This is a genomic window from Microbulbifer mixtoriginis (SeqCode) (assembly GCF_052466715.1).
In genome coordinates, this window is the sequence record NZ_CP174288.1 from 3,221,126 (window position 1) to 3,247,366 (window position 26,241).

22 protein-coding genes are annotated in these 26,241 nt (G+C 51.5%); 10 read left to right on the top strand and 12 right to left on the bottom strand.

Features of this window, described 5'->3' with window-relative positions; translation table 11 throughout:
* Positions 1 to 145 precede the first annotated feature (145 nt).
* The 7 genes from lpdA to sdhC all read right to left on the bottom strand — a co-directional run bounded on the left by lpdA (position 146) and on the right by sdhC (position 9,169).
* Positions 146 to 1,588 (bottom strand): dihydrolipoyl dehydrogenase, encoded by a 1,443-nt coding sequence (gene lpdA / locus ACJJH9_RS14265; protein ID WP_444923171.1) that lies wholly within the window; start codon positions 1,586 to 1,588, stop codon positions 146 to 148.
* Positions 1,589 to 1,652: 64 nt separating this feature from the next.
* A complete protein-coding gene (gene odhB, locus ACJJH9_RS14270) occupies positions 1,653 to 2,846 on the bottom strand; it encodes a 2-oxoglutarate dehydrogenase complex dihydrolipoyllysine-residue succinyltransferase (protein WP_444923172.1) in 1,194 nt (397 codons plus the stop codon).
* Between the two features lie 46 nt (positions 2,847 to 2,892).
* On the bottom strand, positions 2,893 to 5,721 hold the full coding sequence (locus ACJJH9_RS14275) for a 2-oxoglutarate dehydrogenase E1 component (protein ID WP_444923173.1): 2,829 nt from the start codon (positions 5,719 to 5,721) through the stop codon (positions 2,893 to 2,895).
* A gap of 211 nt (positions 5,722 to 5,932) precedes the next feature.
* Positions 5,933 to 6,637, bottom strand: coding sequence for a succinate dehydrogenase iron-sulfur subunit (locus ACJJH9_RS14280; RefSeq protein WP_152454469.1), 705 nt, complete (start codon positions 6,635 to 6,637; stop codon positions 5,933 to 5,935).
* Positions 6,638 to 6,656: 19 nt separating this feature from the next.
* Positions 6,657 to 8,429 (bottom strand): succinate dehydrogenase flavoprotein subunit, encoded by a 1,773-nt coding sequence (gene sdhA, locus ACJJH9_RS14285; RefSeq protein ID WP_444923174.1) that lies wholly within the window; start codon positions 8,427 to 8,429, stop codon positions 6,657 to 6,659.
* A 3-nt stretch (positions 8,430 to 8,432) separates the two neighbouring features.
* Positions 8,433 to 8,801 carry a succinate dehydrogenase, hydrophobic membrane anchor protein gene (gene sdhD / locus ACJJH9_RS14290; protein ID WP_252082931.1) on the bottom strand — a complete coding sequence of 123 codons (369 nt, stop codon included), beginning with the start codon at positions 8,799 to 8,801 and terminating at the stop codon, positions 8,433 to 8,435.
* The gene (gene sdhC / locus ACJJH9_RS14295; RefSeq protein WP_444919680.1) at positions 8,795 to 9,169 is read right to left on the bottom strand and encodes a succinate dehydrogenase, cytochrome b556 subunit; all 375 of its coding nucleotides are present in this window, start codon (positions 9,167 to 9,169) and stop codon (positions 8,795 to 8,797) included. The genes sdhD and sdhC overlap by 7 nt, the downstream gene beginning before the upstream one ends.
* Before the next feature lie 442 nt (positions 9,170 to 9,611).
* On the opposite strand from sdhC, the gene gltA reads away from it, so the two are divergent.
* From gltA to ACJJH9_RS14320, 5 genes are all read left to right on the top strand, one after another.
* Positions 9,612 to 10,901 carry a citrate synthase gene (gltA, locus tag ACJJH9_RS14300; protein ID WP_252082934.1) on the top strand — a complete coding sequence of 430 codons (1,290 nt, stop codon included), beginning with the start codon at positions 9,612 to 9,614 and terminating at the stop codon, positions 10,899 to 10,901.
* Between the two features lie 318 nt (positions 10,902 to 11,219).
* Positions 11,220 to 11,756 (top strand): hemerythrin domain-containing protein, encoded by a 537-nt coding sequence (locus ACJJH9_RS14305; RefSeq protein ID WP_252082936.1) that lies wholly within the window; start codon positions 11,220 to 11,222, stop codon positions 11,754 to 11,756.
* Between the two features lie 699 nt (positions 11,757 to 12,455).
* The gene (locus ACJJH9_RS14310; protein ID WP_444923175.1) at positions 12,456 to 14,486 is read left to right on the top strand and encodes an FAD-dependent oxidoreductase; all 2,031 of its coding nucleotides are present in this window, start codon (positions 12,456 to 12,458) and stop codon (positions 14,484 to 14,486) included.
* Positions 14,487 to 14,528: 42 nt separating this feature from the next.
* Positions 14,529 to 15,839, top strand: coding sequence for a cytochrome c3 family protein (locus ACJJH9_RS14315; RefSeq protein ID WP_444923176.1), 1,311 nt, complete (start codon positions 14,529 to 14,531; stop codon positions 15,837 to 15,839).
* Positions 15,840 to 15,851: 12 nt separating this feature from the next.
* On the top strand, positions 15,852 to 16,400 hold the full coding sequence (locus tag ACJJH9_RS14320) for a Tll0287-like domain-containing protein (RefSeq protein WP_252082940.1): 549 nt from the start codon (positions 15,852 to 15,854) through the stop codon (positions 16,398 to 16,400).
* 588 nt (positions 16,401 to 16,988) lie between these two features.
* On the opposite strand, the gene ACJJH9_RS14325 is transcribed toward ACJJH9_RS14320, so the two are convergent.
* Complete coding sequence (locus tag ACJJH9_RS14325; RefSeq protein WP_444884072.1) at positions 16,989 to 17,198, bottom strand: DUF3820 family protein; 210 nt, start codon at positions 17,196 to 17,198, stop codon at positions 16,989 to 16,991.
* Between the two features lie 152 nt (positions 17,199 to 17,350).
* On the opposite strand from ACJJH9_RS14325, the gene ACJJH9_RS14330 reads away from it, so the two are divergent.
* Positions 17,351 to 17,620 (top strand): YMGG-like glycine zipper-containing protein, encoded by a 270-nt coding sequence (locus tag ACJJH9_RS14330; protein ID WP_252082942.1) that lies wholly within the window; start codon positions 17,351 to 17,353, stop codon positions 17,618 to 17,620.
* Positions 17,621 to 17,791: 171 nt separating this feature from the next.
* Here ACJJH9_RS14330 and ACJJH9_RS14335 read toward each other — a convergent pair whose 3' ends face one another.
* From ACJJH9_RS14335 to dcd, 3 genes are read right to left on the bottom strand one after another with little or no spacing between them, the layout of a single operon-like run.
* Positions 17,792 to 17,977: a hypothetical protein gene (locus ACJJH9_RS14335; RefSeq protein ID WP_252082943.1), complete on the bottom strand. Its 186-nt coding sequence runs from the start codon at positions 17,975 to 17,977 to the stop codon at positions 17,792 to 17,794.
* Between the two features lies 1 nt (position 17,978).
* Entirely contained in the window at positions 17,979 to 19,187 is a 1,209-nt protein-coding gene (locus ACJJH9_RS14340; protein ID WP_444923177.1) for a BaiN/RdsA family NAD(P)/FAD-dependent oxidoreductase, read from the bottom strand.
* Between the two features lie 28 nt (positions 19,188 to 19,215).
* On the bottom strand, positions 19,216 to 19,785 hold the full coding sequence (gene dcd, locus ACJJH9_RS14345) for a dCTP deaminase (RefSeq protein WP_444900087.1): 570 nt from the start codon (positions 19,783 to 19,785) through the stop codon (positions 19,216 to 19,218).
* 205 nt (positions 19,786 to 19,990) lie between these two features.
* Here dcd and imuA point away from each other — a divergent pair, with 205 nt between their 5' ends.
* Both imuA and ACJJH9_RS14355 read left to right on the top strand, forming a co-directional pair.
* A complete protein-coding gene (gene imuA, locus ACJJH9_RS14350) occupies positions 19,991 to 20,698 on the top strand; it encodes a translesion DNA synthesis-associated protein ImuA (RefSeq protein ID WP_444923178.1) in 708 nt (235 codons plus the stop codon).
* 20 nt (positions 20,699 to 20,718) lie between these two features.
* Complete coding sequence (locus tag ACJJH9_RS14355) at positions 20,719 to 21,894, top strand: Y-family DNA polymerase (protein WP_444923179.1); 1,176 nt, start codon at positions 20,719 to 20,721, stop codon at positions 21,892 to 21,894.
* A 451-nt stretch (positions 21,895 to 22,345) separates the two neighbouring features.
* On the opposite strand, the gene ACJJH9_RS14360 is transcribed toward ACJJH9_RS14355, so the two are convergent.
* Positions 22,346 to 22,777 (bottom strand): pilin, encoded by a 432-nt coding sequence (locus ACJJH9_RS14360; protein WP_444923180.1) that lies wholly within the window; start codon positions 22,775 to 22,777, stop codon positions 22,346 to 22,348.
* 397 nt (positions 22,778 to 23,174) lie between these two features.
* On the opposite strand from ACJJH9_RS14360, the gene pilB reads away from it, so the two are divergent.
* Positions 23,175 to 24,887 (top strand): type IV-A pilus assembly ATPase PilB, encoded by a 1,713-nt coding sequence (gene pilB, locus ACJJH9_RS14365; RefSeq protein ID WP_444923181.1) that lies wholly within the window; start codon positions 23,175 to 23,177, stop codon positions 24,885 to 24,887.
* Positions 24,888 to 25,024: 137 nt separating this feature from the next.
* Complete coding sequence (locus tag ACJJH9_RS14370; protein ID WP_444923182.1) at positions 25,025 to 26,239, top strand: type II secretion system F family protein; 1,215 nt, start codon at positions 25,025 to 25,027, stop codon at positions 26,237 to 26,239.
* Positions 26,240 to 26,241 lie beyond the last annotated feature (2 nt).

Consider the following 26,241-nt stretch of genomic DNA (forward strand, 5'->3'; position numbering starts at 1 on the left):
ATGTAAAATGTGTTTATTAATTGCAGATCTCTCTGCACCTGAAAGACAAAACTCAAAATTTCCGTCGTTGCAAATTTTGAATTCCGCAAATGAAACCGGGGCGCTAATTAATCAATAATTAGTGCCCCGACATCGAAAAAACTTCTTACTTGCGCTTCTTGCGATTTACGGTGTGAATCGCATGACCGTTCACGCCCAGTGCCGCTTCTTTCACGGTCTCAGACAGAGTCGGGTGTGCGAATACGGTCATACCGATATCTTCGGCGCTGGAGCCGAATTCCATCGCGATCGCCACTTGCTGAACCAGATCGGCAGCAGACGGGCCAACGATGTGGGTACCCAGTACACGGTCAGTTTCCGCGTGAGCGATGATTTTCACAAAGCCCTGGGTATCGTTGGCAGCCATAGCGCGACCGTTGATCGCAAACGGGAAGCTACCTACGTTGTAGGGCTCGCCATCGGCCTTCACCTGCTCTTCGGTGCGACCAACCGCAGCGATTTCCGGGTGAGTGTAAATAACGTTGGGGATCACGTCGTAGTTCATCATTGGCTTCTGGCCGGCGATGCGCTCAGCGACTACAACACCTTCTTCAGAAGCCTTGTGCGCCAGCATCGGACCGCGTACCACGTCACCGATCGCCCATACGCCCGGTGCAGAAGTCATGCACAGGTCGTTGACGTAGATAAATCCACGCTCATCCATCTTCACGCCGGCATCTTCAGATAACAGGCCTTCGGTATAAGGACGACGGCCAACGCAAACGATCAGCTTGTCGAAAGTTTCCTGGTGCTCTTTACCATCTTTATCCTGGTAAGTAACAACCACTTCCTCGCCCTTCACTTCAGAGCCGGTTACGCGGCAAGCGAGGCGGATATCCAGGCCCTGCTTCTTGAAGATCTTCTGGGATTCTTTGGCAACCTGTTGGTCCATGATCGCCAGGAACTTATCCATCGCTTCCAGAACAACCACTTCAGAGCCCAGGCGGTTCCATACTGAACCGAGCTCCAGACCGATAACGCCGGCACCGATAACGCCCAAACGCTTGGGCGTTTCAGAGAATTCCAGAGCGCCGGTGGAGTCGACAATAATTTTATTGTCTACCGGAGCAGGCGGAATATTTACCGGTACAGAACCGGAAGCCAGAATGACATTTTCGGCTTCGTAGACAGTGCTGTTGCCTTCGTCGTCAGTGACTTCCACTTTCTTGTTGGCCAGCAGTTTACCGGTACCGAAAATGGAGGTCACTTTATTGGCGGTAAACAGGCCCGCTACGCCGCCGGTCAGCTTCTTAACGATCTCGCCCTTGCGCTCGATCATCTTGCTCACATCCATCTTGACCTTGCCGACTTCAATGCCGTGCACGTCGAGAGCGTCTTTGGACTCGTGGTACTTCCAGGAGCTGTCCAGCAATGCCTTGGAGGGAATACAACCTACGTTCAGGCAGGTACCGCCGTTAACGTATTTACCTTCCTTGTTTTTCCACTTTTCAATACAAGCAGTCTTCAGGCCCAGCTGAGCGGCACGGATGGCAGCGACATAACCACCAGGACCAGAGCCGATTACGATTACGTCAAATTTTTCCGACATGATCAGTTCCAGATATTTCTAATGCAGTGTGATCGAGGGGCCCGCAGGCCCCAGAACTTATTTTTTAAACTTCGAGCAAGATACGCGCTGGATCTTCGATCATTTCCTTGATCGCTACCAGGAAGCCAACCGCTTCTTTACCGTCGATCAGACGGTGGTCATAGGACAGCGCCAGGTACATCATCGGCAGGATTTCCACCTTGCCATTTACCGCCATCGGGCGCTCCTGGATTTTGTGCATACCCAGAATTGCGGTTTGCGGCGGGTTCAGGATCGGAGTGGACAGCAGGGAGCCGAATACACCACCGTTGGTGATGGTGAAGGTACCGCCAGTCATCTCTTCGATAGACAATTTACCATCGCGGGCGCGAACACCCAGATCGCGGATATTGTTTTCCATATCCGCCAGGCCCATGTTTTCCGCATTGCGCAGAATCGGTACAACCAGGCCTTTCGGAGAGGAAACCGCTACACCGATATCCTGGTAACCGTGGTAAACGATATCGTTACCATCGATAGACGCGTTCACCGCGGTGTAGCGCTTCAACGCTTCTACCGCAGCTTTCACGAAGAAACCCATAAAGCCCAGACGAGTGCCGTTGTGGGTTTTTTCGAACAGGTCTTTGTAGTTCTTGCGCAGGTCCATGACCGGCTTCATGTTCACCTCGTTAAAGGTGGTGAGCATGGCGGTGGACTGGGAGGCATCCAGCAGGCGTTCAGCAATACGCTTGCGCATGCGGGTCATCGGCACACGCTTCTCCACGCGCTCGCCCGGAGCAACAGCCACTTCGGCAGCAGCGGCGGGAGCAGCAGCGGCAGGCGCAGTGCCAGCTTTCATTACGTCTTCTTTGAGAACACGGCCACCCTTGCCAGTGCCTTCAACACCCGCCAGATCGACACCCTTCTCAGCGGCCATTTTCTTGGCGGATGGCATGGCAATTTTTTCGCCAGCAGCGGGGGCAGCCGCTTCGGCAGCCGGAGCTTCTGCTTTTTCTGCCGCCGGGGCAGCGGCCGCGCCAGCGCCCGCTTCAAACTTGGCAATCACTTCATTGGAGAGGACGGTATCGCCCTCACCCTTGATGATTTCAGTCAGGGCACCATCGGCAGGTGCAACAACTTCCAGCACAACTTTATCGGTCTCGATGTCCACGATCAGTTCATCGCGGGACACAGCTTCACCGGGTTGTTTATGCCAGGTGGCGACAGTTCCGTCCTGAACAGATTCAGGGAAAGTTGGCGCTTTAATCTCGATCGTCATTTTTTCTGTTTCCTGAGATTGACTCTTCACTTATTACTGCCGCCGGTTACTTGACGGTCAGCGCCTCGTTGATGAACTTATTCTGTTCTTCAAGGTGCGTGGACATGTAGCCTGCCGCAGGTGCTGCGGATGGGGCGCGGCCCACGTATTCCAGATCCAGCTTCGGATGGGTTTCCGACAGTAGACGACGCAAGTGGTGCTGGCTGGAGTACCAGGCGCCCTGGTTCATGGGCTCTTCCTGACACCAAGCAACACTCTTGATCCTCTTGAATGCGGATACCGCTTCCACAAACTCTTCGTCTGGGAATGGGTACAGCTGTTCGATTCGTACGAACGCAACATCTTCCTGCTCACGCTCCATACGGGCTTCCAGCAGGTGGTAGTAAACCTTGCCGGAGCACAGCACCAAGCGTTTCACTTTTTCTGGGTCTACGCCCTGGTCCTGGATCACGTTATGGAAGCGGCCTTCGGCCAGCTCTTCCAAGCTGGAGGTGGCCAGCTTGTGACGCAAAATCCATTTCGGGCTCATAATCACCAGCGGACGACGCATCGGGCGCACCGCCTGACGACGCAGCAGGTGGAAGATCTGTGCCGGAGTAGTGGCATTACACACCTGGATATTGTGCTCGGCACACAGCTGCATAAAGCGCTCTAGACGTGCAGAGGAATGCTCCGGACCCTGGCCTTCGTATCCGTGCGGCAGCAGCATTACCAGGCCGCACATACGGCCCCACTTGTGCTCACCGGAAGTGATGAACTGGTCGATTACTACCTGGGCACCGTTGGCGAAATCACCAAACTGAGCCTCCCAAACCACCAGGGATTTTGGTGTAGTGGTGGCGTAGCCGTATTCAAACGCCAACACCGCCTCTTCAGACAGCAGCGAGTCGTAGATGTAGAAAGGCGGCTGGTCTTCGAACATATGCTGCAAAGGCACATAGCTCTGGCCATCTTTCTGGCTGTGAATCACCGCGTGACGGTGGGAGAAGGTTCCGCGACCCACATCCTCACCGGTAAAGCGGACCATAAAGCCCTCTTCCAGCAAAGTGCCATAAGCCAGTGTTTCCGCCATGCCCCAATTCAAGGGCAGTGCGCCACCGGCCATCTTGCGGCGGTCATCGTAAATCTTGGAGACCTGGCGCTGCATCACAATGCCATCGGGCACAGCGGTCATACGGTTGGCCACATCCTGCAACTTCGGCAGCGCATAGCCAGTATCTGCAGCTACTTGCCAGTCGTGGCCCAGGTAGGGGCTCCAATCTACAAACATGGAGGAGTCCGGCTGCTTCACCAAGCCGGTGGCCACGTCCTCACCCGCATCGAGTTTATCGCGGTAGTCGTTGGCCAGTTTATCCGCAGCAGCCTTATCGAGAATGCCCTCACCTACCAGCTTCTCGGAGTAGAGGGTACGGGTAGTTTTATGCTTGCGGATAGTCTGGTACATCAGCGGCTGGGTACCAGAGGGATCATCAGTCTCGTTATGACCGCGACGACGGTAACAAACCAAATCGATAACGATGTCTTTCTTAAATTCGTAGCGGTAGTCCACCGCCAATAGCGCGGCCAATACGACCATTTCCGGGTCGTCGCCGTTTACGTGCAGCACCGGCGCATCGATCATCTTGGCGGGATCGGTAGAGTACTCGGTGGAGCGAGCGTCTTCGCGCTTGCTGGTGGTAAAGCCCACCTGGTTGTTCAGTACGATGTGCACAGTACCACCGGTGTAGTAACCGCGGGTCTGAGACATCTGCAGGGTTTCCTGCACCACACCCTGACCGGCAAAAGCCGCGTCGCCGTGGATGTTAATCGGCATTACTTTTTCACCAGTCCCGTCTTTACGACGGTCCTGGCGAGCACGTACAGAACCAACCACAACAGGCGCACTGATTTCCAGGTGCGACGGGTTAAAGGCCAGCGCCAGGTGTACTTCACCACCGGGAGTCATTACGTTGGAGGAGAAGCCCTGGTGATATTTCACGTCACCGGAAGTATCAAGGGTCTTCTTGCCCTCGAACTCTTCGAACAGGTCCGATGGGTTTTTACCGAGGATATTCACCAGGGTATTCAGACGGCCGCGGTGGGCCATGCCGATCACGATTTCCTTCACCCCATAGGTACCGGAGCGGCGGATCAGGGCGTCCATCATCGGGATCAGACTCTCACCACCCTCGACACCAAAGCGCTTGGTACCCGGGTATTTGGAATCCAGATGGCGCTCCAGGCCCTCTGCTGCAGACAAGCGCTGCAGGATTTCAATCTGGATATCGGTGCCGAAGTTGGCCTTGGACTGGCTGCGCTCCAGGCGCTGCTGAAACCACTGCTGCTCTTCCAGATTGGAGAGATGCATGATCTCTGCACCCAGATTGCCACAGTAGGTGCGCTCCAACCCCTCTACGATCTCACGCAGGGTCGCCTCTTCTTTGCCAAGGAACAGGCTACCGGTATTGAAGGTGGTATCGAAATCACCCTCAGTCAGGCCGTGGTAGCTCAACTGTAAATCGGGCACCTGTTCGCGGGCCATCAGGCCGAGCGGGTCCAGGGTCGCTTTCTTATGGCCGCGATGGCGATAGGAATCGATCAGCTGCAGAACTTTAATCTGCTTGCGCTCGTGTTCGATATTGACGGAGCCGGAACCTGGCGCCGCTACTGGGCGCGCGCGGTGTTTGCTGAGCAGCTCGAAGTGCTGGCGCACTGCGGCGTGAGAGACATCGCTGCTGCCCTCAACGCGGGGGAGGCTGTCGAAGTAATTGCGCCACTCCTCCGGTACACCGTTGGGGTCGTGCAGATAGGTCTCGTAAAGCTCCTCCACATAGGCAGCATTGCCCCCGGAGATATGGGAGCTACGCCACAGCTGCTCCATGGTACTTTCGTGCATTTTGATGCCTACCTCGATTGCAGTGGACTCTCATCGCTCTGGCCACTGCGCTTTCCTTCACTCACAAAAGGGGAGGCGCATAAAGCCACCTCCCCTTTTTAATTTAATACCGGCCGGAGCCGGTTTTTGTCATTCGATCAGCGCCCTACTTGGCACCGGGCCCACCCGAGGCGGGCCCTGATAAAAGTCATCTCGTGACTTTCAGCAATCCCTATACCGCGCGTGTCAGCAGCATATTGCGAATATGGCCAATGGCGCGGGTCGGGTTCAAACCCTTCGGACATACGTTGACACAGTTTTGAATGCCATGGCAACGGAACACACTGAAGGGGTCGTCCAGGTTGGACAGGCGCTCATCAGTGGCCAAGTCGCGGCTGTCCGCCAGGAAGCGGTAGGCCTGTAGCAGGCCGGCCGGGCCGATAAACTTATCCGGGTTCCACCAGAAAGAAGGACAAGCGGTAGAGCAGCAGGCGCACAGAATACACTCGTACAGGCCGTCGAGCTTCTCGCGATCCTCTGGGGTCTGCAGGCGCTCAATCGCCGGTGCCGGAGTGTCATTCTGCAGGTACGGCTCGATCTTCTTGTACTGCTCGTAGAACTGCTCCATATCCACAACCAGGTCGCGGATCACCGGCAGGCCCGGCAGCGGACGCAGAATCAGTTTACCCTTGGGGGCAGCTTCAGACAGTGGCGTAGTACACGCCAGGCCGTTGCGGCCGGAAATATTCATACCATCGGAACCACACACACCTTCACGGCAGGAGCGGCGGAAGGACAGGGTCGGGTCCTGCGCCTTGAGCAACTCCAACACGTCCAACACCATCAGGTCCTTGCCCTGGGTGTCGAGCTGGTAGTCCTGCATGTAAGGCGCTTTGTCGGTTTCCGGGTTGTAACGGTAAATGCTTACTTTCAACATACTCTATTCCGCTCCCGAATCAGTAGGTCCGAGCTTTCGGTTCAAAGGCTTCCATGGTAGTCGGCGCGAAGTTTACCGCACGCTTGCCAAAGCGTTTCTCTGCCGGGAAGTACATGGAATGACACAGCCAGTTTTCATCATCGCGCTCCTGGAAGTCTTCGCGGGCATGGGCGCCGCGGCTCTCAGTGCGGGTCTCCGCGGCAATCGCGGTGGCCTCGGCAACTTCCAGCAGGTTTTGCAGTTCCAGGGCTTCAACACGGGCGGTGTTAAAGGCGCGGCTTCTGTCGTCCAGGCGTACGTTCTCGATGCGCTCACGCAGGTCAGCCAACTTCTTCACGCCTTCCGCCATGTAATCGCCGCGGCGGAATACACCGAAGTGATTCTGCATCACGCCCTGCAGCTCTTTGCGCAAGTCGGCAGCTTTCTCGCCGGTTTCGTTGGTTTCCAGACGGTTCAGGCGCGCCATCGCCGCTTCGAGATCGGACTCGGAAGCTTCGCGGTGCTCGATACCTTCACGCAGGGCCTTCTCGATAAACAGGCCGGAAGCGCGTCCGAATACCACCAGATCCAGCAGTGAGTTGCCGCCCAGTCGGTTAGCGCCGTGTACAGATACACAGGCAACCTCACCACAGGCGAAGAAGCCGTCGATGATCTGATCGTTGCCGGCAGCATCCTGGGTCAGGGCCTGGCCGTGAACGTTGGTTGGGATACCGCCCATCATGTAGTGGCAGGTAGGCACAACCGGGATCGGTGCCTTAACCGGGTCGACGTGGGCAAAGGTTTTGGACAGTTCACAGATACCGGGTAGGCGGCTGTTGAGCAGCTCTTCACCCAGGTGATCGAGCTTCAGGAATACGTGATCGCCTTCAGGGCCACAGCCGCGGCCGTCGAGCATCTCGAGCACCATAGAGCGGGCCACAACATCGCGGGAAGCGAGGTCTTTGGCATTGGGCGCGTAGCGCTCCATAAAACGCTCGCCGTCTTTATTGATCAGGTATCCACCCTCACCGCGACAACCTTCGGTCACGAGTACACCGGCACCGTAAATACCGGTCGGGTGGAACTGCCACATCTCAATGTCCTGCACAGGCATGCCTGCGCGCAGGGCCATACCCACACCGTCGCCGGTGTTGATGTGTGCGTTGGTGGTGGAGGCGAAGATACGGCCGGCACCACCGGTGGCGAATACGGTCGCCTTGGATTTGATAAAGACCACTTCGCCATCTTCGATGCACATGGCGATCACACCCACCACGGCACCGTCTTGGTTCTTCACCAGGTCAATGGCAAACCATTCGTTTAGGAATTCGGTTTGGTGCTTAACGTTGTTCTGGTACAGGGTGTGCAGCAGCGCGTGGCCGGTACGGTCGGCGGCAGCACAGGTACGGGCAGCCTGGCCACCGCGGCCAAAATCTTTGGACTGACCACCGAAAGGACGCTGGTAAATACGGCCTTCTTCAGTACGAGAGAAAGGCAGGCCCATGTGCTCCAGCTCGAATACGGCCTCAGGGCCTACGGAACACATGTACTCGATCGCTTCCTGGTCGCCGATATAATCGGAACCTTTAACGGTGTCATACATGTGCCAGCGCCAATCATCATTGGGGTCGGAGCTGGCAATCGCACAGGTAATGCCACCCTGGGCAGATACCGTGTGAGAACGGGTTGGGAATACCTTGGTGATTACCGCAGTCTTGTAGCCGGACTGGGCCATCTGCAGGGCCGCGCGCATACCCGCGCCGCCGCCACCAATTACAATCCCGTCAAAAGAAATAGTACGCATGTTCGCCATTGCTTATACACCCCAAAGAATTTCAATGCCCCACACCGTGTAAAGCACGGCAACCGCAGCCAGGATCACTTCCACGAACAGGCGCAGAACAGTGGCCTTACCGCCCATCACCCGGTTGGTGATGTAATCGGTAACCACGGACCAGAGACCAATCCAGGCGTGAATCACAGTGGACAGCAGGGCGACCAAGCTGAATACACGCATCCAGCGCTGGGCGAACAACTCAGACCAGGCCTGGTAGCCAAAGTCTTTGGTGAAAAAGATAAAGCCCACTATAAAGAGGACGTAAGCGAGCAGTATCACTGCGGTGACGCGCTGGTAGAGCCAGTCGAAAGTACCGCTACGGCCGAAGCTAGTTACTGTTCTTACCACAACCATACTCCCACTAAAAGAATAAGGATTACACTCACCACCAGCACGGCAATAGCGCTGCGACGACCACCTTCGAAGCTCTCACCCATACCCAAATCCATAAACAGGTGACGCACACCGGCCAACAGATGGTAAATAAGAGCTGCCAGGGAGGCCCACAAAATGAGCTTGGCAGGAATACTGTTAAATGCCGCCGCCATATCGGCGAAGCCCTGTTCGGATTCCAGGCTGGCATCGAGCATGCAGAGCAACAGCGCCACAACGGCGAAGAGCACTACACCAGATACACGGTGCAAAATGGAAACCAAAGCGGCAGCGGGAAGCTTTATAGTGGAAATGTCTAAATTGACAGGTCTGTTTTTGTTCACAGGAAAAACACCTTGTTGCCCTGAACGACCGGGCGCCCGTTAGCTTTTCAAATTGGGAGGGACGAGCTGCTTGCTGATCACTTTGCACTCGACCTGATGAAGCCTTGTACAAAGTAGCCGTACCATGGCGCAAGCCGCGCGGATTATAGGCATTCGATAGTCAAAACACAACGAACGCCTAGGAATACGCCACCTCAGCACACCCCGCAGGCACAGGATTTAGCTCAACGGGATTTCCGCAGATTTTTGCGCCCACGACCAGGCAAAAGCTCTACCAGCCCACGCTGTCGCCGAATATCCTGTTGCCGGCCGACTGGCCGTCCACCCCTTTGGGTTTGACAATTTGCGGCGCGGCACTTAAGTTTGGCCCCGCTCAAAAGGCCGCCAGCACCCGAAAACACTAGGAAAAGGCCGCCATAAGAACAGTTTTTAGGAGTCCGCAATGTCCGATAAAAAAGCGCACCTCACAGTCGATGGTATCGACGGCGCTCTTGAGATGCCCGTTCGCTCCGGCACCCTCGGCCCCGATGTGATCGATGTCGGCGGCCTGACCAGCAAAGGCTTTTTCACCTACGACCCGGGCTTCGTATCTACCGCCTCATGTGATTCCAAGATCACTTTTATTGATGGTGGCAAAGGCCAATTATTGCACCGGGGCTACCCCATCGAGCAATTAGCAGAAAAATCCGACTATCTGGAAACCTGCTACCTGCTGATGAATGGCGAGCTGCCCAATGCAGAAGAAAAGAAGAAGTATGTAGACACTATTATGTCTCACACCATGGTTCACGAATCCCTGGTGAGTTTCTTTAAAGGCTTCCGTTACGATGCCCACCCAATGGCAATGATGTGTGGCGTAGTGGGTGCCCTCGCCTCCTTCTATCACGACTCCCTGGATATCACCAATCCGGAGCACCGCGAGATTTCCGCGCACCGCCTGATTGCCAAAATGCCAACCTTGGCAGCTATGTGCTACAAGCACTCCCAAGGCATGCCCTTCATGTACCCGGACAATAGCCGCAGCTATTCCGAGAACTTCCTGCACATGATGTTTGGCAATCCCTGCGAGCCCAGCAAGATCGATCCGGTTGTCGCCAAGGCAATGGACATCATCTTCCTGTTACACGCTGACCACGAGCAAAACGCCTCCACCTCGACCGTGCGCCTGGCGGGCTCCTCTGGCGCCAACCCCTTCGCCTGCATCTCCTCCGGTATCGCCACCTTATGGGGACCCGCACACGGCGGCGCCAACGAGGCAGTACTGAACATGCTGCAGGAAATTGGCGATGAGAGCCGTATCGACGAATTCGTGAAGCGTGCCAAAGACAAGAATGACCCCTTCCGCCTGATGGGCTTCGGTCACCGCGTTTACAAGAACTTCGACCCACGCTCCCGTGTAATGCAGGGCATCTGCGATGAAGTTCTGGGAGCCATGGGCGCAGAAAACGATCCTCTGCTGAAGATCGCTAAGAAGCTGGAAAAAATCGCCCTTGAGGACGATTACTTCGTCGAGAAGAAGCTCTACCCGAACGTCGACTTCTACTCCGGTATTATCATGAAGGCTATCGGCATCCCCACCGATATGTTCACCGTAATTTTTGCCACCGGCCGCACTTCAGGCTGGATCGCACACTGGAACGAAATGATTTCCAACCCGTACAAAATTGGTCGCCCTCGCCAGCTTTACACCGGCTATGCCCAGCGCGATTATGTTCCACTGGAACAACGCTAATAAAGCTCAAAATAAAAAACCCGGCAATGCCGGGTTTTTTATTTCCTGAAATAACCACCTGGAATTTAAAAATATTCAACAAAATTCAAATAACGAAACAACCCAGACCTCCATTAATTGTGACGAGGTTCTCAATATTAAAATTCTCACCCTGATGCAACTCCCGCCACACAGAAAAACACCTGTCATGCAATGTAAAATCCGCGCCTCTCGGACCGGGTGAATTTGCTGTGTAGTTACCGCACCTCAGCGACTACCCGCCCGCGGTTTCCCTTACCCATACAACACACAAAATTAAACCTATTAAGGGCACAGCATATGCTTAGCTTTATCTCCGGCATGTTCAGAGGTAGCAAGTCCTCCGACAGCGTCGACCTGGAAGAAAAATATACCCGCAGCAACTATGCCAGCGCTAAAGGCAGCCGCACAATTTCTTACGACCCAACTCTGATCAAAGCCCTGGAGGACGATCACCGCCACTTAATTGGCATTTTCCAACGTATGTGGTCCGAAGGCTTTGAAAAGCAAAACTATCGCCAACTGTCACAACTACTCACTCAATTTAAGTCCGGCTTCCAGGCACACCTGATAAAGGAAAATGTTCGCTTCTACGTCTATCTGGAGCAGGCCCTCGCCGGCGATGCGCACACACTGCAGGTTGTAAAAGATTTCCGCACCGATATGAATGAAATCGCCAATGCCGTGGTGCAATTCTGCAAGCGCTACAACCATGAAGCCTTCACCCCGGAAATGGTTCGCGACTTTAAAATGGATTACCAAAAGATAGGTGAAGCACTCACTCGCCGCACCGCACTGGAAGAAAAAGAACTTTACGTTCTCTATCAGCCTTCCTAAGTATTTTCGGACTAGAGAGGTCCAGTTCGTTACTCTACATCTACAGGAATTAGGCGCAAGCCAATGAGTGAGTAACAACTTATTAAAAAATACTTTGAATGGATGTCTGCGACCCACAAGGACGGGGCGCAAACCTTTTCCCTTTAGAAGCCTGACTCCAGGCCCTCACTGACTCAAAATATTTTTCTAAAAACCGCTTACCAACCCAAAAGCGTTAGACGCATACCCGACAGGTAAGTGAAAATTATTTTGGAATTATTTCGGATAAGCGCATCTAGCCCATAAGAGTGGAGTGCATATTTTTTAGCTTATTTAAAGCTACACCTCAAGGCTAATCAAACTTACCCACCTAATAGGTATTGACAGCGAAGACCTGATTAAAAATTTTTCCTCAACAAATAAAAAGTGGCAACCACAATCAGGCCAGCCACTTTTTTTGCTGAAGCCAGCATCAAAAAAAGCGAACAATAACAACAACTTAAAAAAACTTTCCAGCCTGACCTCCCATACCTTCCTATTCTCTCTCGCGATTTCTATTCAACACTAGACGTTTATTTAATTTTGTTTAAACATATAGAAATTAGAATTTAAAAAAACTCATAACGGTGGAATATTGGTCTAGGAAGTTCTGAAAGCTTTGTGGCTTAAAACAAAAAGGACAAAAGGCCAGTAGTAAAAGCCGGGGGATTCGGGGGAAATATGACTGAACTAGAAAGTTCAGCTGCTCGTCAATATTTACCAGATGGCGCCCGCACCAGCGACAGCAGCTATCCGATTTATGTAATTGTAGGCACTGGACCGGTCGGGGTTCGCTGTGCACAAAAGCTGCTTGAATTCTGTGACGAAGCGCAAATTGTTATCTATGGAGCGGAAACAGAATCACCTTATAATCGTGTAAAATTATCACAGTACCTCTCTCGCCATGTGGAACGGGAGGAACTGGATAATCCCATCCTAGGTAAAACTGACCACCGGCTCGCAGAATATATCGACCGTAAAATCGTCTCTATAGACCGTGTCAAAAAAACGGTAACAGATGCTGCCGGTAATATTCAGCCCTACACCAAGCTGATTCTAGCCACCGGCTCCAACCCCAAAATTCCCGCAATACCCGGTGCAGGATTACCCAGCGTTTACCCCTTTCGCAGCCTGCGCAATACCAATGATCTAATCGCCCTGCGGGAGCGGCACGCCGATATTTGTGTGATCGGCGCCGGCGCCCTGGGGCTGGAAGCGGCAACGGCTCTAAAAACACCGAAAAATACTGTCACACTTCAATCCCGCGGAAAATTACTAAGTGGCCTTTTAGGTGAGGAAGGCGAAGAGTTTTTAAAATCCTCTCTTGCCGCCCTTGGTGTGCAGCTGAAAACTGGCTCAATTCTTAAGTCAATTGAGCAGCAGGAAGAAAAATCCAATTTACACTTTGAGGATGGCGAAAACCTCTGCGTCGATGCCATTGTTCTTTGCACTGGTATTCAGCCGGAAGTCGCCCTTGCCCAAAAAGCCGGACTAAAAATCGATAGAGGGGTTGTAGTCAACGAATGGATGCAAACCTCCGATCCGGATGTTTACGCAATTGGTGAATGTGCCGAGTTTGATCAAAAGGTTTATCAGCTGGTTCGCCCCGGTTATGAGCAGGCGGAAAGCTGTTGTTCACATATTCGCCGCGAACATGGCGGGGAGATTTTAGAGCGCCCCTACTCCGGCAGTTACACAGATATCCAACTCAAAATCGCCCATATTCCTTGCGCTATTATGGGAGACGTTGCCTCCGACAACCTTCATCAGCAGGGTAATTTACAGAGTCACGTTTTCCGTAATCGGTTCAAGGGTATTTATCGCCGGCTATTTGTTCAAGATGGGCGCATTCTCGGTGCTATTTATATTGGCAGCTGGGATGAGGCCAACAGCTTGCGCCAAGCGGTGGCTCAGGAGGAAAAAGTCAGTGCTCAAGCGCTTAAGCAGTTTGCAGACGAGGGCCGTCTATTTGGCCTGCAGACGTCAAACAGTATCAAGACTTTTCCCGACAGCTACCTGGTGTGCCAGTGTAATTCCGTCAGCAAAGGGGAATTATGCAAGGCTATTTCCGAAGGCAAGCGCACGTTAAACGAACTGCAGCAGGCAACCACCGCCGGATCTGTCTGCGGCAGCTGCCGCCCCTTAATGGCCGAGCTACTCGATACCCCTGCGCCCAATCTGGTTATGCGCCACGCCAAGGGTATATTAATCACTTCGATTATATCGTTACTTTTAATTACCTTGTCATTCCTGATGCCACCCCCGCCAATATCTGACTCTGTGCAGGCCGGCCAATTCTGGGAAAAACTCTGGTATGACAACTTCTGGAAACAGGTAACCGGCTACACGATCCTCGCGCTGTGTTTTTTTACCGCTGCACTCAGTGTGCGAAAGCGCTGGAAAAAACTATCTTTCGGCCATGTAGATCACTGGCGCTACGCCCACAGCCTTACTGGGGTAGTTGCCGTGGCCGCACTCGCTGTGCACACAGGCTTCCGTATGGGGCAAAACCTCAACCTCGCACTCATGCTGGTCTTCCTTGGGGTTACTGCTACTGGCTCCCTTGTTGGTGTTTTTATGGCCCGCAACCATCACTGGACCGATCTCAGACTACGCGAACATCGCAAGTGGTGGTCACGCGTTCACTACGCCTTACTTTGGGCACTGCCGGTACTCCTCGCCTATCACATTCTTGCGGTTTATTACTTCTAAATGAAATCTTATCAATTTAAATTTTGGCATTACGGACTACTGTTGACGCTGGTTGTAGGTGCCTACGCTTCCTATAACCTAACGGCAGATGACAAGTCTTTATTTATAACTGGCGAGCCCACACATGGCCATCATCAGATAGAGCTCGCTTGTACTTCTTGTCATACCGATGGGTTTTCAGGGGAAGAATCTATTCAGCAATCTTGCCTAAGCTGCCACGCAGAAGAATTAGAGCTGGCCGATGACTCCCATCCACGCAAAAAATTTCTCGACCCTCGCAACGCCCAATTGCTGGAAACCCTGGATGCGCGTCAGTGCATCAGCTGCCACACAGAACACAAACAGCAAATTACTCGCGAAATGGGTGTCAGCCTGGCCGGGGATTTCTGCTTTCATTGCCACAGCGAAATTGCCGAAGAGCGCAGTAGCCATGAAGGTATGGGCTTCGAGACCTGTGCCAGTGCCGGCTGCCACAACTACCACGATAACGGCACCCTTTATGAAGATTTCTTAATCGCCCATGTCGGACAACCCGATCTGCTCGAGGAGGCAAAGCTTCCGGCTCGTACCGCCATGCAATCCTGGTTACAGGAACATCCCGATGCCCAGCCCCTACAGGTGCAGCAGGCGGATATACAGGAAGAAACTGCAGCTGCAGGAATCGCTGAGACTTGGGTGCAAAGCCCCCATGCTCAAGTGGACGTGAACTGCAGCAGCTGCCACACCAATGGACAGATGCAATTTACTAGTGCTGAGGTTGTTGAACAGTGTGCAAGCTGCCACAGCGAGCAACGGGAATCTTTTACCCAAGGTAAACACGGAATGCGCCTCTCATCCAAGTTGCCACAGGAATTTGTTCAACAGGTTGGTGCCATGACGCCACACCAGGCCTGGATACCCATGCAGTCTGACGCTTCCGGGGAACTCAGTTGCACCAGTTGTCACGGCCCGCACGATGTCGACTTGCAGTTCGCTGCTGTGGAATCCTGTCTCAGCTGCCACAGCGATGAGCACAGCTTGGCCTACAAGGAATCGCCGCACTTCAATACCTGGCAAGCAGATCCAGAAAACGGCGTTAGCTGTGCCAGCTGTCACTTGCCGCGGGAAACCCACGGAGAACAGGTTGTGGTCAATCATAACCAGAACCACAATCTCCGCCCCAATGAAAAAATGTTGCCTGTCTGCCTGAACTGCCATGGAGCGGAGTTTTCCCTGGCAGCCATGGCGGACGAAAAACTGATCTCTCAGAATTTCAAGCATAAGCCTGCGGATAAGCATGAAACGTTTGACTTAATCCGCGACCGCATTGCAAGAATTTCCAAAAGCAAAAATAAGCAAACACAATCCCAATAGGAGGGGAACATTATGCGTATTGCCGCTTGTTTTATCGCCGGACTGGCCCTACTCACTGGCTGTGAAAAAAACCAGGGCGTGGCACCTGAGCGAATGGCGGATGCTATCTTTGCCGTGATTGAGGCAGACAGAGCCAATTACACCAACAAGGTAGTTAACCGTTTGCAAAATGAGGAAAAAGTTCTGGATGCCGACGAGCACTGGCAGGATAAAAAATTGCTGCCGTTGCCCGCACAAATGATGCGAATGGGTGCTGAGCGAGTCGCGGAAAAAGAATCTGGCTTCAGCTACGCCCTGCTGTCGCTATGGCCGGTAAACAAACAGAACAAGCCGCGTACCGAAATGGAAAAGCAAGGCTTGCAGTTTGTCATCGACAACCCAGGTAAAAATTTCTATGGCCGTGAGACACTCGGTGATACCGAATACTTTACCGCGGTTTATGCCGATGTGGGTGTATCCCCAGCTTGTGTCAGCTGTCACAATGATCACGCGGATAGTCCACGCGATAATTTTGAGCTTGGCGAAACTATGGGTGGTGTAGTTGTCCGTATACCACTTTAATTTATCGCTTGAACTTTCTTAGCCGATCAAGCCCCGGTAAATCCACTGCCGGGGTTTTCCCCAACGCCCTCTACATTTAACAATCAACGATTTTCTTTTATCCCACAGAGCTAAGTGCAAAATTTCTTAGAATTCCAATAGTTACCGATAAAAATCAGCAAAATATAAGCAAAAATTAAGGAAAATATTTTGAGTAGATACAATCAATTAGCGGCCGAATTCATTTCGACCGCTCCCTCTTTAATATGACTGGCTCTACTCCCGCTTTAACCTCGCTGAAATCATTCAGACCAGTGGTCACCCGCTGTGGGCCTATTTCCGGGCTAGTCCAGTCTCCATTACGGACCGCTTGTTGTTAACGCTTCGCTCCGCAAAGCTCACCTAGGCATTTGCATATTAGACTCGCAACCTAGAAAATCAAAATCAAGGTACTGGTATAACATGCTCTTAACCAAGCTAGTAGGCATTTTTTCCACAAAAAATCATGGAAAACGAAACAAAGAAAAGAGCAGCCTAGGAGTTTTTAAAGTGGTCACTTGCTTAGATTTTTTTGACTTTTACCAAGAGACAACAATGAACATCTTCAGATTATTTTAACGGCGCAATCAGCCCTTCCAGCCCTTCAATTTTGATCTCCAACGTCAGAGCCATCAACTGCCCCAACTTCCCAGTAGGAAAACCCTTTTTGGCAAACCAAAGCAGGTACTCCTCAGGAAGATCGATAAGTACTCTACCCGCATACTTACCGAATGGCATTGGAGTTTGGGCAATATCAATCAATTGTTGCTTTTCAAACATCGCAAAATCCTTCAAATCTCTTATTTTGTGCTATACGCAGCCCACAGCTTAGATATTTGTTGCTGACTTATCTCCACCCTACACTGGCTGCGAAATTATTCGGTCTGTCTTACCGAATCTCTATCCCTCAAGCATCACTGAAAGGGGTGACTATGCGTATCAAAGCGATTAAATACCTCAGCTTAACCGCAGTATTGGCCCTAGGCCTCGGCGGGCAAGGCTGTGCCAATATGAGCGATACCGATCGTCGCATCGGAACCGGCATCGGCGTCGGTGCCGTAACCGGTGCCCTAATCAGTGGTGGTCGGCCCGGTGGCACCGCAGCAGGCGCCGTGATTGGCGCAGGGGCAGGCTATCTCTACGACAGAGAAAGAAAACGCAGAGACTACTATCGCTATCGCGGAGGCTACTATCGTTATTAGTGTTTAGTGTTTAGTGTTTAGTGTTTAGTGTTTAGTGGAGAATCGTCAGGCTCAGAGTTAATGCATGGCGCAACCCCTGGTGCGCCTAACGCACCAGGGGTTATCTGGGATAAGAGCCACCCGGGACAATGAGTAAAATTCAGGAAGCTGTGTTTTCTCTAGCGAGCCACTCTAAAGCAACTTGGTCTTGGTTTTTCCACAGCGCTCACAGCAATACTCTGTGACGAGCTTGCCCTGCTTAACATCAAACTTGCGCTCGGTAACCACTTTCCACTTGTGAAAACCTTCCCGGCAAAGAGTGCTGCCTTTGTGTTTCTGCCAGGTGGTTTTTCTTTTAAAAGGAATCACATCTCCCATATTAGGCGACCTCCCCCGCCGCGTGCCCAGAAGCCCAGGCCCACTGAAAATTAAAGCCCCCCAGCCAGCCAGTCACATCGAGTACTTCACCCACAAAATAAAGCCCTGGCTGGGTTTTGCACTCCATAGTACGCGAAGAAATCTGATCTGTATCCACGCCGCCGAGGGTAACTTCTGCAGTGCGATAGCCTTCGGTGCCATCGGGAACCAGCGTCCAGACTTGCAACTTGGCTCCGAGTTCTCGCAACTCAATTTCAGTAAACTGCTTGAGGGGGCGGCTGTCGATATGCTGCCGTTGTAGGAAAAACTGTACAAGCTTCTTAGTCCAAAGCTCAGACAAAACACTGTGCAAGTGAATCTCCGGGCTCTCCCGGCGGCGCTGTTGCAGCCAATCGGCCAGATCGCGATCGGGGGCCAGATCGAAAGTCACCTTTTCACCTTCGCGCCAATGGCTGGATATTTGTAATACCGCCGGTCCACTCAAACCTCGGTGAGTAAATAGCATCTGCTCGTGAAAGCTGCCCTCACCACAGGAAGCCGTCACACTAAGCGAGCTGCCCGGTAGGCTATCCTGCCGCTCCAACTGGCGCTTGTGCTGGGTAAAGGGTACCAAGGCCGCACGAGTGGGAATGATATTAAGCCCAAACTGGCGAGCGATATCATAGCCAAAGCCCGTGGCCCCCATGGTGGGTATCGACAATCCACCAGTAGCCACGACTAGGGACTCACAGTGAACCAGCCCTAGGCTGGTCTCAACACGATAACCACTTTGCCCCGACTCTATTGAGGATATGGCACAACGGGTGCGAACCTGAGCTTTGGCTGCACGGCACTCCGCCAATAACAGGTCGAGAATATCCTTGGACTTGTTGTCGCAAAACAACTGGCCCAGTGTTTTCTCGTGGTAGGAAACCCCATGCTTTTCCACCAATGCAATAAAATCCCATTGGCTATAGCGCGCCAGGGCAGACTTACAAAAATGGGGATTGCGGCTGTAGAAATTTTCCGCGCTGGTGTAGAGGTTGGTGAAATTACAGCGGCCACCGCCAGACATCAGGATCTTCTTGCCAACTTTATTGGCATGATCCAAAACCAGCACGTTACGGTCGCGCTGGCCGGCAGTGGCGGCGCACATTAAACCCGCTGCCCCGGCGCCGATAATCAGTACATCGACACTTTTAGGCAGCTGGCTATCGGATACATCACTCATGAAATAGGGCTGCGCAATCACCCAAGTATCAGGTACGAGGCAGGGTCACGCCGCGCTGCCCCTGGTACTTACCACCGCGATCCGCATAGGACACATCGCAGACTTCATCAGACTCGAAGAACAACATCTGAGCTACACCTTCATTGGCGTAGATCTTCGCCGGCAGATTGGTGGTATTTGAAAACTCAAGGGTCACATGCCCTTCCCACTCCGGCTCCAGCGGCGTTACATTGACGATTATGCCGCAGCGCGCATAGGTAGATTTACCTAGGCAGATAGTCAGTACTGAGCGCGGAATACGGAAATACTCCACGGTACGCGCCAGGGCAAAGGAGTTCGGCGGGATGATACAGTACTCCCCTTCCACATCGACAAAGCTGTTTTCATCGAAGGTCTTGGGGTCCACGGTAGCCGAATGCACGTTGGTAAAGATCTTAAACTCGCCTGCACAGCGCACATCGTAACCGTAACTAGACGTACCGTAGGAGATGAGTCGCTCGCCATCATTGCCATGACGCACCTGGCCCGGCTCAAATGGCTCAATCATGCCGTGCTGCTCAGCCATGCGGCGAATCCACTTATCGGACTTGATACTCACTCCGTCCCCCTAAAAAGAATAATCAGTGCTCAACAAAAGAGGCGGAATCATAGCCGGTTTAGAGTGTGCAAAAAAGTGCCAATCGACGCCTTTCGTCCTTGTCGCCAACCACTAACTACTGTATAAATCCACAATAAACTGTATATATATACAGTCACCTGGTTAGATCCGACTGAAGACCGAGACAAGAATGCAGGGTGGCAATGTGAACAAAGCCAAAAACTTTATACAAAACAATCACTTGGAAAACCAAGCCGACCCCTCAATCAGACTGCGACACTTTAGAGGCAAGAAGGCCTGCCAAGCAGCCAATGAACCCCAAAACGCAGGGACCACTACCGGTTTCACCAGCCTGGATGTCCTTCTCAAAGACCGCGGCTGGCCGCACGGTAGCACTACTGAGCTGCTTGTACCCCAGGCAAGCTCCAACACATTAAGCCTCCTACTCCCTATGCTCGCTGAACTGACCCAAAAAGGAGAGATGGTGGTTCTCATCAAACCCCCATTTACTCCCTGTGCATCAGAACTTGCCCAGCATGGTATCCAACTGGAACAGCTATTATTAGTCCACCCCCGCGACAAGAGGGACTGCCTCTGGGCCATAGAGCAGTCCCTACAATCCGGAGGCTGTTCCGCAGTTTTGAGCTGGCAGGGCGAGCAGGCAATAAGTTATCGAGAGCTGCAGCGCCTGCAGCAATCCGCCGAGGCAAGCAACTGTATTCACTTCCACTTCCGCCCCCTGTCAGAAGCCCCCCAGCCCTCGCCTGCCACGCTACGACTACAGCTGCATAGCAAGCCAGAACAGCTTGCCCTCAGACTGCTGAGGCAAGTGGGTGGCCCTAGTGGTCAGCACCTTCAAATAAACCTCCAGCTGAACAACACATCGAAGAGGCATCACCAAGCCCTGCACTAGGCGGTATCCAAGGAACCCTCATGCTCTGGCTCTGTATACGATTTCCCAAACTTCCCCTGGAGGCGCTCACCTGCGCTCAGACGCCAGAGGAAAGAAGCCAGCCATTGGCGATAGTGGAAAAGCAAATCATAGTGGAGGCAAATAAAGCCGCCTTCGAGTTTGGAGTCATTGCTGGCTTGAGTATTACCCGTGCTCGTCAACTATGCCCAGGTTTGCAGATATTGCACCGCAATAGAGAAAGAGAGCTGCAGCTGGAGGAGCTTGCACAACAGGTATTGAGCTCGTCAGCGATGATTTGTATAAAAACTGAAAAATATGAAGAAGGCTATCGTCATCCACAGCTTTACCTTGAGTTGGGCAACCGCTTTAAAATACATGGTGGATTTCGAGCATTACTGCATAAAATACAGCAAGAACTTGCACAAATGGATATTCGCCACCGTATGGGGCTTAGCCACAGCCCCAGTGCAGCGCTGCTGCTTAGCCAATTACCGGAGCATCGCCGTTGGTTACAGCAAACCCACACCCCACCGACAACACAGCAGTGGAAACAGTGGATCAGTCACGCTCCCAGCAAACTGCTAGAGTGCGATAATAAAACCTTAGAGAAACTCTATTCCAGTGGGTTTAAACACGTAGGCCAATTGCTGTCAGCTCCTTTATCGAAGCTGGGAAAGTACTTTGACCGATCTTTTCTCGATTATCTGGCACGGCTCAACGGCAGCCAACAGGAGCAGGCCACCTGCTATTCGCTATCTCCCCGCTTCGCTGCAGAGCTATTTTTTCCAAGGCCAATAAGTCATAACGAACAACTGCTATACACTTGCAACCTTCTGCTTCGGGAACAAAGCCAGCAACGGCAGTGTCATCAGCTCCACCCTCAACGACTCCATTGGCAGCTTCAGAGTAACGGAAAACCAATATCCCATTTCAATACAGAAGCACTTTTTTCACAAACAGAAATACAAGAGCTGACTAAAGAGACCAAGCTTCAGCTTGAAGGAATCTCTTTCAAAAAACCAATCCACTTACTGCGGCTACCTTCCTCCCAATTAACTTCTCAGAACTTTGAAAAGTTGAGGAGCAATCCTCGTGAAAACAAGCTATTAAATAAAAAAAGAGAAAGCCAAAAACTTATAGATAAATTAAAAGAGCGCCTGGGATATCAGGCTGTTTCGGGCATTTTTATTAAATGATGTATGCTAGCGTTCACGCGGGAGCAGAGCTGTAATATATGCTTCGCTAAGCCATATTATTTCTAGAGACGCGGAATTAATCAAAATACCAGTGGGCTACAGGGATACCTCTCCCGAAGGGAATGAAAATTATCAAGCTGCCAAAAAATCCAGTTTAACGATGTAATCTTTCGTATTAACCCCCGAACTCCAAAGGATAAGTTACTGGAGCCCGCAGGAAGTTTTAGTGAAAAGCTCCATATCACTTATATGGGAAGTCTAGCAATTACTAGCGTTGACTAGAGCACTACTGAGCAATCTTATAATGTTTATATTGGATGTAAAAATGTAAAAGCCAAGAGTTAAGCCCTGAAAGGCATTCTTGCCTTTAGCTGGAAATAAGCCCGATAAAAACTGAGCTTATTTCCACAAAGCTATAAACTTTACTGTAAAATAAAGTACTTTCGCTTATTTATGAGAAGGTAATACCCGCTTTAGTTGTGGCCTTTGAACCTTCCTCACATTGTGCATCAGTAGAGGGACCGTCTGCCACAGCTTTTGATCCATAGCTTACAGCCCCAGTACCTGCAATTGCAGCCTCAACCATACAACCATCGTTTTTCCAGACGAAAGTCAGATCTGCTCCCTCACCTGGAGTACCGGTTAGCTTTAAGTTCGCAGTTCCAGCAGCAGTAACATCAGCGGCAATAGTAGCACAACCGATACCCGTACCAACACAGGCCTGAGCTTTGGATACAAAGCCAGCTACACCTTTCATAGCTGCACCACCATAGGAAGTTGCAACATATTCACGATAAGCAGGAATTGCGACTGCAGCCAAAATACCGATAATCGCCACCACGATCATCAATTCAATAAGAGTAAAACCCTGTTGCTTTTTCATTGTAACCGTCTCCATACAGACTTTTAATTAAGTGAATCCCGTGAGGAAGTCGCCAAACAAGATACAAGGTTTATGCCAAGTTTGGCAAGACGAGTCACTATCTCGTTTTCACAAGTGAGATAGCAATCACTAATGCAGGAAATTATCTGAGAGTTACAAATATTGCTGACACCCCAACCCAGTAACTGACAAAAAATGTCATCTTTGGACATCAATCGCCTTTATCTGTCGGTAGCCCTTAACCAGTTAAATGCCTAATTGGCTCCCTAAACTTTATTCGCTATATTTGTCACACTCTTAGTTCCTCGTCCACAAATATCATTGGAACAAAAATCAAACACTAGTGCGCTCTATTTAACCCAGTTTGAGAGTGCGGCAAAGACAAAAGTGGTTCCCCATGACAAGCTCCTCCCTTAGTGGCCTGGCAAAACGCCTAGTAGCAGACCAAATCCTCGATGAAACCACTGCCGCCTCCGCATTAAAGGCGGCCCGCCGCGCGGGGCAGCCTTTTGTGCAACACGCGGTAGAAGCCAAGCTGGTAAAAAGCCGGGAGCTTGCCAATCTTGCTTCCCTAGCCTTCGGCACACCACTCTTTGACCTGGGTAGTTATAATTTCGAGATGATCCCCAAAGGGGTGGTCGACGAGAAGCTGATCAGCAAACATTTCGCCCTTCCCTTATATAAGCGTGGAAATCGCCTCTTTATTGCTCTCGCAGATCCCACCAACCTGGCGGGGCTAGACGAGATCAACTTCAATACCGGCCTCAGTACAGACGCGGTTTTAGTAGAAGCTGACAAACTAGGCAAGGCGATAGAGAGCTACCTATCCGACGGAGGAGATATCGGGGGTGGTCTAGAAGGTATTGATGATGAAGAGCTGGACTCGCTCAATGTTGGCGAAAGCGAATCTGAATCCGACGATGAAAGCGAACCGGGTGGGGATGAAGCGCCCGTTGTAAGGTTTGTCAATAAAGTTCTACTTGACGCTATTCGCACCGGGGCTTCCGATATCCACTTTGAACCCTACGAAAAGTCTTACCGGGTGCGCTTTCGCACTGACGGTGTACTCCATGAAATTGCCAGGCCGCCGATTCAGTTGGCAACACGTCTATCGGCCCGCTTAAAAGTGATGTCCAAGATGGATATCTCAGAACGGAGAGTGCCCCAGGACGGCCGGATCAAAATGAAGTTGTCCAAGACCAAGGCAATCGACTTCCGGGTAAACAGCTTGCCAACCCTATGGGGAGAAAAAATTGTTTTGCGAATTCTTGACCCCTCTTCGGCAAAACTGGGGATTGATGCGCTCGGCTACGAAGACGAGCAAAAGAAAATCTATATGGATGCCCTGGCCCAACCTCAAGGCATGATCTTGGTCACCGGCCCCACTGGCTCGGGCAAGACTGTTTCACTTTATACCGGCCTCAATATACTTAATACCCCTGAACGCAATATCTCCACGGCTGAAGACCCGGTGGAGATCAACCTGGAAGGGATCAATCAGGTCAACGTCTCTTCCAAGGTCGGCCTGAATTTTGCGGAGGCCCTGCGCTCCTTCCTGCGGCAAGACCCTGATATCGTCATGGTAGGCGAGATTCGGGATCTGGAAACTGCAGAAATTGCCATTAAGGCTGCACAAACTGGGCACTTGGTACTGTCTACCTTGCATACCAACTCAGCCCCGGAAACCCTCACGCGCCTGATGAATATGGGAGTTCCCACTTTTAATATTGCCACTTCCGTCAGTGTTATTATCGCCCAACGCTTGGCGAGGCGCTTGTGTAATGAATGTAAAAAGGCTACCACTCTTCCCAATGAGGTCTTGGAAGCCGAGGGTTTCTCTGCAGTGAATATTCCAAGGAACGACTGGGCCATTTACCAACCGGTTGGCTGCGAGCACTGCTCAAAAGGTTACAAAGGGCGTGTAGGGGTGTATGAAGTGGTTCGCATCACCGATGGCATTTCCAGAATTATAATGGAAGGCGGTAACTCGATTCAGATTGCCGACCAGGCTCGCGAGGAAGGCTTTAGCAACCTGAGAACCTCAGCATTACGCAAAGTGGTAATGGGTATTATCAGCCTGGAAGAAGCCAACCGAGTAACCAAGGATTAAACTTACTACAGATGAAACCTGTAAGCAGGCAAGATAATACGCTTTACCTCGCCCCTAAGCATCTGGGCTGCCCCAGAGCAAGATAGATATTAGGCATGGCCCCAGCCTTGCCAACGAAAGAACCAGGAATAAAAACTATGGCCAATGCCGCAGCAGTCGCATATATCTATAAAGGTGTGGATAGTAAAGGGGCTAAAGTTCAAGGGGAAATCAATGGTACCAGCCCGGCACTGGTAAAGGCACAGCTACGAAAGCAAGGCATTATTGCCAACCGTGTACAAAAAAAGCCAAAACCACTACTAGGTGGTGGCAAGAAAAAAATTAAGCCCGCGGATATTGCTCTTTTTACCCGGCAGTTAGCCACTATGATGAAAGCTGGCGTCCCCCTAGTGCAGAGCTTTGAGATCGTCGCCGATGGTTTGGATAACCAAGGATTAAAAGAGCTAATCTTCAAAATCCGCGATGATGTTGCCTCTGGTACTGCCTTTGCAGACGCTCTGCGTAAACACCCTCTTCACTTCGATGACTTATTTTGCAATCTAGTTGCCTCCGGTGAACAATCAGGCGCACTGGAAACTATGCTGGACCGTATCGCAACTTATAAAGAAAAAACAGAATCCCTTAAAGCTAAAATCAAAAAAGCTATGACATATCCCTTAGCAGTAATTGTTGTGGCGATCATTGTCACCTCTATCCTATTAGTAAAAGTAGTTCCGCAGTTTGCGGAAACATTTCAGGGCTTTGGTGCTGAACTGCCTGCATTTACCCAGTTCGTAGTTGGTATTTCTGACTGGATGCAGGCCTATTGGTTTATGGCTTTAATCGGAGTTGTGCTCGTAGTTGGCGGAACTCTAGAAGCTAAAAAACGCAACAAAGCCGTTGGTCAATTCTTCGATAAATTAATATTGAAACTGCCCATACTTGGGACCATTACTTACAATTCCATTGCCGCAAGGTTTGCAAGGACTCTATCAACCACTTTTGCCGCGGGTGTCCCTCTGATTGATGCATTAAAATCGGTTGCCGGCGCAACAGGTAACTGTATTTATGAGGAAGCAACATTCAAAATACGTGACTCTGTAGCAACTGGTATTCCGCTTAATAGCGCCATGCGCCAGTCTGGTCTCTACCCTGTAATGCTAGTGCAAATGACCTCTATTGGTGAGGAATCTGGGGCGCTGGATGAGATGCTTAGTAAAGCAGCAGACTTTTATGAAGAGGCTGTGGATAATGCCGTAGATAACTTAACGACCTTGCTCGAGCCGATGATTATGGCCGTTCTTGGTGTTTTAGTCGGCGGTCTCCTTATCGCCATGTACCTCCCAATTTTCCAGCTGGGCCAAGTAATCTAGTT

Bases quoted from the DNA above. Each gene is read 5' to 3' on its own strand.
- lpdA (WP_444923171.1), bottom strand. From the start codon at position 1,588: ATGTCGGAAAAATTTGACGTAATCGTAATCGGCTCTGGTCCTGGTGGT.
- odhB (WP_444923172.1), bottom strand. From the start codon at position 2,846: ATGACGATCGAGATTAAAGCGCCAACTTTCCCTGAATCTGTTCAGGAC.
- ACJJH9_RS14275 (WP_444923173.1), bottom strand. From the start codon at position 5,721: ATGCACGAAAGTACCATGGAGCAGCTGTGGCGTAGCTCCCATATCTCC.
- ACJJH9_RS14280 (WP_152454469.1), bottom strand. From the start codon at position 6,637: ATGTTGAAAGTAAGCATTTACCGTTACAACCCGGAAACCGACAAAGCG.
- sdhA (WP_444923174.1), bottom strand. From the start codon at position 8,429: ATGGCGAACATGCGTACTATTTCTTTTGACGGGATTGTAATTGGTGGC.
- gltA (WP_252082934.1), top strand. From the start codon at position 9,612: ATGTCCGATAAAAAAGCGCACCTCACAGTCGATGGTATCGACGGCGCT.
- ACJJH9_RS14305 (WP_252082936.1), top strand. From the start codon at position 11,220: ATGCTTAGCTTTATCTCCGGCATGTTCAGAGGTAGCAAGTCCTCCGAC.
- ACJJH9_RS14310 (WP_444923175.1), top strand. From the start codon at position 12,456: ATGACTGAACTAGAAAGTTCAGCTGCTCGTCAATATTTACCAGATGGC.
- ACJJH9_RS14320 (WP_252082940.1), top strand. From the start codon at position 15,852: ATGCGTATTGCCGCTTGTTTTATCGCCGGACTGGCCCTACTCACTGGC.
- ACJJH9_RS14325 (WP_444884072.1), bottom strand. From the start codon at position 17,198: ATGTTTGAAAAGCAACAATTGATTGATATTGCCCAAACTCCAATGCCA.
- ACJJH9_RS14330 (WP_252082942.1), top strand. From the start codon at position 17,351: ATGCGTATCAAAGCGATTAAATACCTCAGCTTAACCGCAGTATTGGCC.
- ACJJH9_RS14335 (WP_252082943.1), bottom strand. From the start codon at position 17,977: ATGGGAGATGTGATTCCTTTTAAAAGAAAAACCACCTGGCAGAAACAC.
- ACJJH9_RS14340 (WP_444923177.1), bottom strand. From the start codon at position 19,187: ATGAGTGATGTATCCGATAGCCAGCTGCCTAAAAGTGTCGATGTACTG.
- ACJJH9_RS14355 (WP_444923179.1), top strand. From the start codon at position 20,719: ATGCTCTGGCTCTGTATACGATTTCCCAAACTTCCCCTGGAGGCGCTC.
- ACJJH9_RS14360 (WP_444923180.1), bottom strand. From the start codon at position 22,777: ATGAAAAAGCAACAGGGTTTTACTCTTATTGAATTGATGATCGTGGTG.
- pilB (WP_444923181.1), top strand. From the start codon at position 23,175: ATGACAAGCTCCTCCCTTAGTGGCCTGGCAAAACGCCTAGTAGCAGAC.
- ACJJH9_RS14370 (WP_444923182.1), top strand. From the start codon at position 25,025: ATGGCCAATGCCGCAGCAGTCGCATATATCTATAAAGGTGTGGATAGT.